The 609-nt window shown below is 44.2% G+C and carries 1 pseudogene; it reads right to left on the bottom strand.

The features are described from left to right. Positions 1-609, bottom strand: a pseudogene (locus tag AB4512_RS25045) (ABC transporter ATP-binding protein); the annotation flags it as partial.

The following is a 609-nucleotide window of genomic DNA, read 5'->3' as shown; positions in this document are numbered from 1 at the left end:
ACGAATACCAAGGTGAACACGTTGTCCTATCCACGCCTTCGCTTTTTCTTGATGGTCCTGCGATAGTTCAATCGTGTGTTCATTAAGTTGAACGCAAACTTTGCCACTTTGCTCTAACAGAGTGCCTTCGAGCATGTTCATTGCTGGAGAACCGATAAACTCCGCGACAAATTTATTTTTCGGGTTGTGATAAACATTCATGGGAGAATCAACTTGCATAATACGACCTTGATTGAGAATACAAACACGGTCACCCATGGTCATAGCTTCGACCTGATCATGGGTTACGTAGATCATGGTCGCAGGCTTACCTGACTCTTGAAGTTGGTTATGCAGACGAATAATTCGACGGCGCATCTACACACGTAATTTCGCATCTAGGTTAGACAACGGTTCATCGAATAAAAAAACATCCGGGTTACGGACCATCGCTCGACCCAAAGCAACACGTTGACGCTGTCCTCCGGACATCTGCTTTGGCTTTCTATCCAGTAGGTCAGTAATCTCTAAAAGTTCTGCTGCTCTAATAACCCGTTCTTTAATTTCTGCTTTGGATTTTTTAGCTGTCTCTAAGCCAAACGCTAGGTTTTCATAAGCGGTCATATGCGG

The organism is Vibrio sp. 10N.222.52.B7 (assembly GCF_041474275.1).
Taxonomy (GTDB): Bacteria; Pseudomonadota; Gammaproteobacteria; order Enterobacterales; family Vibrionaceae; genus Vibrio; species Vibrio crassostreae_C.
Note: the sequence above shows the minus strand (reverse complement) of the source record. Positions and strands in the feature narration are given on the sequence as shown.